Raw genomic sequence first — 2,118 nt, forward strand, 5'->3', positions numbered from 1 at the left:
GGCTGGACCCTCGAAATCAACTCCGTCGGCTCCGCGGCCGACCGCGCTCGCTATAACGAAACCCTCCGCGAAGCCCTCATTCCGCTGGCTCCGCGAATGTGCCTCGACTGCCAGCGTCGCGCCGTCACCAACCCCTTGCGCGTCCTCGACTGCAAAGTCCCTGACGACCAGCCCATCATTGAAACCCTGCCCAAAATCGTCGATTCCCTCGATGAGACCTCCAAAACCCATTTCGCCGCCGTGCTCGCTGCTCTCGACGCCGCCCGTGTCCCCTACACGCGCAACCACCGCATGGTCCGCGGTCTCGACTACTACACTCGCACCACATTTGAATTCACCCACGGCGGTCTTGGCGCGCAAAATGCCCTCCTTGGCGGCGGCCGCTACGACGGTCTCAGCGAAGCCATCGGCGGCCCCAAAGCCCCCGGCATCGGCTTCGCCATGGGCGAAGATCGACTCGTTCTAACTCTCCAATCTCTTGAAGCCACCCTACCGCAGGTGGCGGATGCGTATATTGCCCCGCTCGGCGAGAATCTCAACCCCGCCGCTCTTGCTCTAGCCCGCGAACTCCGCCACGCCGGCCTCCGCATCGACCTGGGAGACGGCAGCTTCCGCCTCAAGAAGTCTTTCGAGGCCGCAGACAAGACCGCCCGTCGCATCGTCATCCTCGGCGAAGACGAGCTTCAATCCGGTATCCTGACCGTGAAGGACTTCGCCTCTGGCACACAAACAAAGGTTCCGCGCGCGGAGCTCGCCGCCTTTCTCGCTGAATGAAGCAGTTGCTGGCGCGCGAGTCTAACAACCGTTTTTGAAGGGGCACAGCTTCACGCTGCGGAAGAAGTGGATGTTTTGAAGGGGCACGAGTTTACTCGTGCCATATAGAACCGTTGAATGAAACCGGCTTTAGCCGCTGAGGGACGGTTTTCGATCCGCAGCCTGTAAAGTCGTGCCACATGATGCGAAATAACAATTGGGGCTTTAGCCCCTGAGGGAATCGTGGCGTGAGCGCCGGATCCCATAGCAAAGGACCAAGGTAGTGCTCGACTTCTTAGGCAATCTTCAACGGACGCATCTCTGCGGCACACTGCGCGCCGCACGCGCGGGCCAACAGGTCGTACTCATGGGCTGGGTCAACCGCCGCCGCGACCATGGCAACCTCATCTTCCTCGACCTACGCGATCGCTCCGGCATCGCGCAAATTGTCCTCGACAAGGAACTTACGCCCGATGGCCACCTGAAAGGCGAGCAGGTTCGCCCCGAATACGTCGTCGCTGCTGTCGGCAAAGTGCGTCTGCGCGACAAAGACGCCATCAACCCCAAGATGCCGACTGGCGAGATCGAGATCGAAGCCACCGAGCTGCGTGTACTGAACGACACGCGCCTCGCGCCGTTCTCGCCCTCTGAAGAAGCCATCCAGAACGAAGAAGTCCGCCTCAAGTATCGCTACATCGATCTGCGCCGGCCTGAGATGCAGCACAACTTCCGCCTGCGCCACCAGATCACCCGCGCCATTCGCGAAAGCCTCAGCGCGCAGGGCTTTCTCGAAGTCGAAACGCCCATTCTGAACAAGAGCACACCCGAAGGCGCGCGCGATTTTCTTGTTCCCAGCCGAGTGCATCCCGGCCACTTCTACGCGTTGCCGCAGTCGCCGCAGATCTTCAAGCAGATCCTCATGATCTCGGGCTTCGACAGCTACTTGCAAATCGCTCGCTGCTTCCGTGACGAAGACCAGCGCGCCGACCGCCAGCTCGAATTCACGCAGGTCGACCTCGAAATGAGTTTCCCACAGCAGGAGATGGTCTTCGGAGTGGTCGAACAATTCCTCAAGGCCGCCTTCTCCGCGGCCAGCATCGACCTGCCCATTCCATTCCCGCGCATCAGCTACGACGAATCGCTGCGCCGCTACGGCACCGACAAGCCCGACCTTCGTCTGCCCGGCCTCACCGATGTGCGCCCTGCATTCACTGACGAAGCGCTCGCCACGCTGCAGATCGACCCCGCGCTTCCCGTCGTCGCCCTGCGTATTCCCAACATCGGCGAGCTCAGCCGCAAAGAGCGCGAAGACAACCATCCGCTCTTCGATTTGAAAAAGGGCGCCAAGTTTATTGACGATTTCAA

The 2,118-nt window shown here is 60.8% G+C and carries 2 protein-coding genes; both read left to right on the forward strand.

Translation table 11 applies throughout. The features are described from left to right. A partial coding sequence (locus tag WCB02_RS22585; RefSeq protein WP_423961594.1) for a histidine--tRNA ligase occupies positions 1 to 774 on the forward strand: 774 nt, incomplete at its 5' end. A 262-nt stretch (positions 775 to 1,036) separates the two neighbouring features. Beyond that, on the forward strand, positions 1,037 to 2,118 hold a 1,082-nt coding region (gene aspS, locus WCB02_RS22590; RefSeq protein WP_423961596.1), incomplete at its 3' end, for an aspartate--tRNA ligase.

The organism is Bradyrhizobium sp., from assembly GCF_049581145.1.
GTDB lineage: Bacteria > Pseudomonadota > Alphaproteobacteria > Rhizobiales > Xanthobacteraceae > Bradyrhizobium.